4 protein-coding genes and 2 pseudogenes are annotated in these 6,148 nt (G+C 50.3%); 1 reads left to right on the top strand and 5 read right to left on the bottom strand.

The window, feature by feature from the left end; all coding sequences use genetic code 11:
* Window positions 1-127: 127 nt before the first annotated feature.
* The 4 genes and pseudogenes from HMPREF1051_RS04970 to HMPREF1051_RS04955 all read right to left on the bottom strand — a co-directional run bounded on the left by HMPREF1051_RS04970 (window position 128) and on the right by HMPREF1051_RS04955 (window position 5,402).
* A complete protein-coding gene (locus HMPREF1051_RS04970; RefSeq protein ID WP_004565654.1) occupies window positions 128-847 on the bottom strand; it encodes a hypothetical protein in 720 nt (239 codons plus the stop codon).
* Between the two features lie 184 nt (window positions 848-1,031).
* Window positions 1,032-2,210 carry a glycosyltransferase gene (locus tag HMPREF1051_RS04965; RefSeq protein ID WP_004565658.1) on the bottom strand — a complete coding sequence of 393 codons (1,179 nt, stop codon included), beginning with the start codon at window positions 2,208-2,210 and terminating at the stop codon, window positions 1,032-1,034.
* Between the two features lie 587 nt (window positions 2,211-2,797).
* Window positions 2,798-3,937 carry an NADH-dependent flavin oxidoreductase gene (locus HMPREF1051_RS04960; RefSeq protein ID WP_004565666.1) on the bottom strand — a complete coding sequence of 380 codons (1,140 nt, stop codon included), beginning with the start codon at window positions 3,935-3,937 and terminating at the stop codon, window positions 2,798-2,800.
* A 137-nt stretch (window positions 3,938-4,074) separates the two neighbouring features.
* Window positions 4,075-5,402: pseudogene (locus tag HMPREF1051_RS04955) on the bottom strand (YadA family autotransporter adhesin).
* 166 nt (window positions 5,403-5,568) lie between these two features.
* On the opposite strand from HMPREF1051_RS04955, the pseudogene HMPREF1051_RS15165 reads away from it, so the two are divergent.
* Window positions 5,569-5,631: pseudogene (locus HMPREF1051_RS15165) on the top strand (transposase); the annotation flags it as partial.
* A 257-nt stretch (window positions 5,632-5,888) separates the two neighbouring features.
* Here the strand turns inward: HMPREF1051_RS15165 and HMPREF1051_RS04950 are convergent.
* On the bottom strand, window positions 5,889-6,148 hold a 260-nt coding region (locus HMPREF1051_RS04950; RefSeq protein ID WP_036491943.1), incomplete at its 5' end, for a formylglycine-generating enzyme family protein.

Below are 6,148 nucleotides of genomic sequence, written 5' to 3'. Positions count from 1 at the left end.
CACTTGGTGCTTCAGCACCTTAGAGAATCGTTCTCTTTGAGCTAAGGCGAGGCAACGCCGTACTGGTTTAAAGTTAATCCACTATACATTCAACGCAAAGCAATGCGCCCCAATCTTGCAATGACGGTTATTTGTCTTTTATTTTGCCGCGCAAACTCAAGGTTTGCCTTACCGGATGCGAATAGGTGTCTTTTTCTGCTGTCAGTTCCAACTCCAGCTCCGTCAGTTTTTGCAAATACTCGGAAGCTTTAACCGTCGGCTCATTTGTCAATTCTTCAAACTGCTTTTTCGCCTCATCAAACCGGCTCAGTTTGCGCAACATTTCTCCGCGCACAAGCTTGGTATTCACACGTTTTTCAGCCGGCAGGCTGTCATCTTTCAAAGTCAAATCGGCGTAATGCAGGACTTTCTCCAGATCTTGCTGATGACCGCCCAGCCAACTGGCATGCAAAAATATCGACATCATTTGTTCTGCGTTTTGATTTTCGCCTGCCAACTCCAACATCACCCCCGCCAACCTTTGCGCTGAGGCCTTTTCAGCCACCTGCTTGAGATAAGCTTCGCTCCGGATGACTTTTTCATACTTATCCAATTCTTGTTGCGTAAAGTCGTCCTTAAACATGACAAACTTATTGCTCGGACAAACCGGAATGGGGGCAGGCGCCATAACCATGCCTACCGGCTCCAAATCAGTCTTCATATCGATCGAAAAGCCCGACATTACCATAACCGATGTGAATTTTTCGCCGCCTATCGGGCAAGTATGCTCAACCGGACGCGTAGTCAGCGCATGGGCATGCGTACAAACGGCAAGTGACAAAACGAAGGCTGAAAGTTTGATTTTCATTGGGATTTCCTTAATATTTGCGTATTTAAAGCGGCATAAATCTTGTTTTGCCTGCCCAAAATTTGAATTTATCATCAAAACGGGTAATTCTAATCACAAAGAACCCATATTCGCAAACAATAAAGGCTTGCACCAGACTCTAAGCCTGGTCGCAAGCCTTCTGCTCTCACATACCGTGATTGATTCACGCTTCCGCCGATTTGCCGGTCACTTTTTCAAACGCTTGAATCAGCCTTCCAATCACGGCATCTTCGCCAAACTCGTTCAAACAATCTGCACGCAATTTTTCCGCCGAAAATTTCTCGCGTTCTTCATACATCCGAATCAGTGCCTCGCTCAATGCCTCTATGTTTTCAGTCGGAATCAGATAACCATTATCCTCATTAACTATCGACTGAGGTCCGCCGCACATTGTCGCAATGACCGGCAAGCCTTGTGACAGCGCTTCGATAAACACCACGCCGAACGTTTCCACACGGCTGGCGAGTACAAAAGCATTGCTATGGCGCATCAAGTCCAAGACCTCATCCGTCTTCAACGCGCCCAAAAAGGTGACGGCATGACCGATGTTCAATTCGTTGACCAAGCGGCGCAGATTTTCCGCCTCCGCGCCATTGCCACCGATTTTGAGTTTGAGGAAGGGATACTTTTCCAAAGCCTTGGCAAAGGCGGGAAGCAATAAATCATGCCCTTTCAGATGGCGCAAGTGGGAAACGGAGCAAAACGTGAAATCCTGATGGGACTTATCGAAAGGCTCGAACGAACGCGCAAAGTTATCGCCCAAAATATTCGGCAGATATTCCCAATCCAAACCGTATTTCTCGCGCAGCAATGCACAAAAATCCTTGCTGACCGCAAAACGCGCCTGACAATGTCGGGCGGATTCTTTCATACTGGGCCATTGGTTCGGACGGACCAGGTTGCGGGCAATCGCGCTGCTGTGTTCGGTAATCACATAAGGAATACCGTATTTCTTAGAAATTTCATGCGCCAAAACGCCACCGAAATTCATCGTATGCGCATGGAGGACATCAGGTTTGCCGTTTTCTGCCACATACCGCTTAAAAGCCTTCATGCCCGCCCTTACCCAACGGATACGGTCGATATCGACGACGGGGCAATGCGGGAAAAAATACATACTGTCGTAAACATAAGTATTCAAACCGCCCTGCCGGTGATGCCGCATTCCATAAGGTCCGGTCAAAATACTTTTCCACTCCGTCCGCAACGAGCGGAACAAAGGCGCAATGACCCCTACTTTCAAGCCTTTGCGCTGCAAAGCTTGAGCTTGCAAACGGAAGAAAATCCCGTCCACATCCGTTTCGGATTTCGGATACCACGATGGAAGAACGACAACATGCATTTTTTACTCCTTACGCCAACCCTGCCAAAGACAATCTGCATCATTGCCCACAAAGTCAAAAAATATAAAAAACAATAATTTAGTTATATTACAAACAACCGCAGGTTTTCAAGTGATTATAAATAACAGCATTACAACTCAAAGCATGAATTAAAACATATATATGACAAAGTACCCAAACCGCAAGTTAAAAAAACCTCTCCTTTTTCTCAACCGCCTGATTTAAATCAAAATAATATATGATATATAACAACACTTTTAAAACCACATCCATCAAACCATCTCATCACACGCATCACCTTTTCCCGTTTCAGACGACCCATAGGCTAAACAACGACAAGACTATGTTGTTTAATCCCCCCCTCGCCCGATAAAACATGTTCATCCGCACCACAAGCCGACTGGTACATCAACCGTCATTTCCCTGAAGCAAAACAATAAAAAGGTCGTCTGAAATCTCGTATTTGATTTTTCAGACGACCTCTCAGTCATAGCAAAAAGGTTATTCGTATGCCGCAACCTTTTCAGACGACCTCATCAAACCAGCAAACGTGATCTTTGCCGTTTTAAGCTGTCGTTACAGTCAATCAGGCATCTACCGGCTTCCAGTCCGCGCCTTTTACCGGTGGCAGCCACGATTGCGTACCGCTGGCGGAAAATTCCCACAGGATGTCGGGGAAGCCGTAATGGTCGGCGCGCGCCGGGTCGAGTCGCGTTTCGATTTCAGCTTCGCGGCCTTCGCGGATTTGTGTGGCGATGTGCGGATTTATCATGACGGTTTTGCCTAGTGCGATAAATTCCGCCCAGCCGGTTTCAAACGCCGCCAGAATATCATCGGCGGTAAACAGGTTGCCCACGCCGATAAGGGGCAGTTTGCCATTGATGCGCTCGTGGATGAACTGCATACGGGTTTGCGCCGTATCGCCGCCGCGTCGGATTTTCTTGTCGAATTCCCACAAGGAAACGTGCAGGTATTGCAGCGGCTTTTGCACCAGCGCGTCAATCAGTGCGCCGGTTTCGGCCATGGTCAGCCCGTCTTCGCCTGCCTCTTCGGGCGAGAAGCGGTAGCCGATGATGAAGTCGTTACGTTGGTGTTTGTTGCGGACGGCGGCAACGGCGTCGACGACGGCGAGCGGAAAGCGCATTCTGTTTTCCAAGCTGCCGCTCCATTGGTCGCTGCGGCGGTTGCTTTGGGCGGAGTAAAACTGTTGGATTAAATAGCCGTTCGCGCCGTGGATTTCCACGCCGTCAAAGCCTGCGCGAATCGCCAAATCGGCAGCTTGGGCGAAGGAGGCGATGAGTTCTTCCACTTCTGCGGCACTCGCTTCACGCGCACCTTCTTCCTCGCTGGCAGATGCGCTGATTTTGTCGCGGCGGTTGAGTTCCGCCATCGCTTTAGAGCCGCCGTGATGGATTTGCAAAATCGCTTTCGCGCCTTGTTTTTGAATGATTTGGGCGGTTTCTTTCAGGCTGTCGAGACAGTGTTCGCCCGTAGCTTCAGGCTGTCCTCGAAAGGCCTTGCCGCCGTCTTGAACCAAAGTGGCGGCGGAGATAAAGAGCCCCATATCACCTGCACGGTTGCCGAGGAACGTGCGCTCTTGGTCGCTGATTAAACCGTCGGCGTGCGAACCGAAATGGGTCATGGGCGCAACAGCAAGGCGGTTTTTGACGGTTACGCCGTTGTTCAGCGTGAAGGGTTGGAAAAGCGGGGCGTATTTGGGATTCATTTTGTTCTGTCGAAAATTAATAACATCGACAGAATTGGGACAAATAGGGAATTATCAAGAACGAGGTCGTCTGAAAACACGGTTTCGGAGAAACGGAATGTTTTCAGACGACCTTTCGGCGATACACCTAACAACGATTACCAGAGGTAGGTTACGCTGGCGCCGCCGCCCGCACCGCCTTTCGCCGCGCCGACTGCCGAGCCTTTAACCAGCCATTTGCCACTGGCGGATACTTTGGAAATACCCACGGCGTAACCGCTTTTACCGCGCCAGATACCGCTTGCGACGGAAACCGCACCTTGTCCCGGCTGATATGCCTGTCCGAGGCTGCCGACTGCGATTGCAGCGGCGGAGCCTGAATCGGCGCGCTCTTCAAGTTTGTCCATACGGACTTTGGCTTCGTTGCGCAAAGCGGCGATTTGGGTCTGGTGATTGCTCTCAGCTGCGGCAAGGCTGCTTTGGGTTTGGCGGGCAAGGCTCTTCACTTGGGCAACGTTGACCGCGTCCGTATCCTCCTTACCCGCAGCAACATTGGTAATCTGGCGGCTGTTTTGTTCGCTGCCGACAGATACCGCGCCCAAAGTCGATACCCATGCCTTACCCGTTTCCGTACTTGCCGCTCCGGTGGCAAAGTCATGGCCTGCAACGCCTGCCGCAGTATCGGCAACGCTGTCCGTACCGAGTGCCACGGAGTTTTGTTGGCGTGCTTCCGCTTTGTAGCCCAAAGCAGCGGATTTTTCCTCAAATGCGGCAGCACCTGCGCCCAAAGCCGTTCCGCCCGATTTCCGTACCCGTGCGCGCGTGCCTGCGGCAAGACCGTTGAGCGCGGTGGACGAAGATTCCACGCCCAATGCCACGCTGTTGGTTTCTTCGGCAACCGCGCGCGTACCGACTGCAACCGCCTGATAACCGTTTGCCTCGGCAGCAGATGCCAGCGCGACCGCCTGCGTACCGTTGGCTTTTGCCCTATCCCCGACAGCAGTGGAACTGAGTGCATTGGCTTCGCTGCCCCGTCCAAACGCAACCGCATCAATATCGCCAGCCTTCGCGCTTTCACCGACCGCGATAGAACGCAAACCTGTTGCCTGCGACATCAAACCGACCGCCACCGACTGCCCACCGGAAGCCTTCGATGCGCCGCCGACGGCAATATGGTTCCTTTTGCATTCGCCCTGAAACCGACGGCAACCGTCCGCAATGCTTCCGCCTTAGCCTCGCTGCCAAATGCCGACGCGCTCAAACCCGAAGCGCTTGAATCATAGCCGGCAGCAACAGACTTATAACCCGCTGCAGCTGCTTTATCGCCCAACGCAGTCGCATTCTCCCCCGCCTTCGATTCTTTGCCCAATGCGGCAGAACCGTTTTTGTGCATCGCTCCTGTCGCAATACCTTCAGCAACACAAACATTTGCAAAAACAAGGGACAACACCAAACACAGCGGTTTGACGGATAAGTTTAGTTTCATCTTTTCATTCTCCAAATTTGAATTTTTAACAATACTAACTAATCCCAAATAATTATATTTAATTATTTAGAATTAGTTATATTGTATAGTATTATTACAATATTATTAATTATATGTAATTAATTTTTGATTTGAATCATCTGAAGAAAATGATAAGCAAGGTTTATATAGTGGATTAAATTTAAATCAGGACAAGGCGACGAAGCCGCAGACAGTACAGATAGTACGGAACCGATTCACTTGGTGCTTCAGCACCTTAGAGAATCGTTCTCTTTGAGCTAAGGCGAGGCAACGCCGTACTGGTTTAAAGTTAATCCACTATAGAATGTACGCAACCCATTCAGATCAATAGAACCCAATCATCTAAAAAGGTCGTCTGAAAACACGGTTTCGGAGAAACGGAATGTTTTCAGACGACCTTTTATAGTGGCAAAAAAAAGGCGATACCTTTCAGTACCGCCAAAGCTGCTTTGGTGATGAAACCGGTTATTTCGAGGCGCAGCGGAAGCCTAGGTTGTGCAGGACGTATTTGGATTGCAGGCTGGTGCGTATGCCGTAGCGCAGGAAGGCGGCGTAATTCGATGGGTCGCTGGAGCCTACGGATGCGCCGCTGCAAAACATTTGCGTATCGGCATTGCCAGACGAGAGCAGGCTGCTGTTGAAGTCTTCCGTCCATTCCCAAATCAAGCCGTGCATATCGTAAATGCCCCAGTAGTTGGGTTTGCTTTTGCCGACATCGCGCAAGC

The organism is Neisseria sicca VK64 (assembly GCF_000260655.1).
GTDB lineage: Bacteria > Pseudomonadota > Gammaproteobacteria > Burkholderiales > Neisseriaceae > Neisseria > Neisseria sicca_B.
This window is presented reverse-complemented; position numbering and strand designations above follow the sequence as displayed.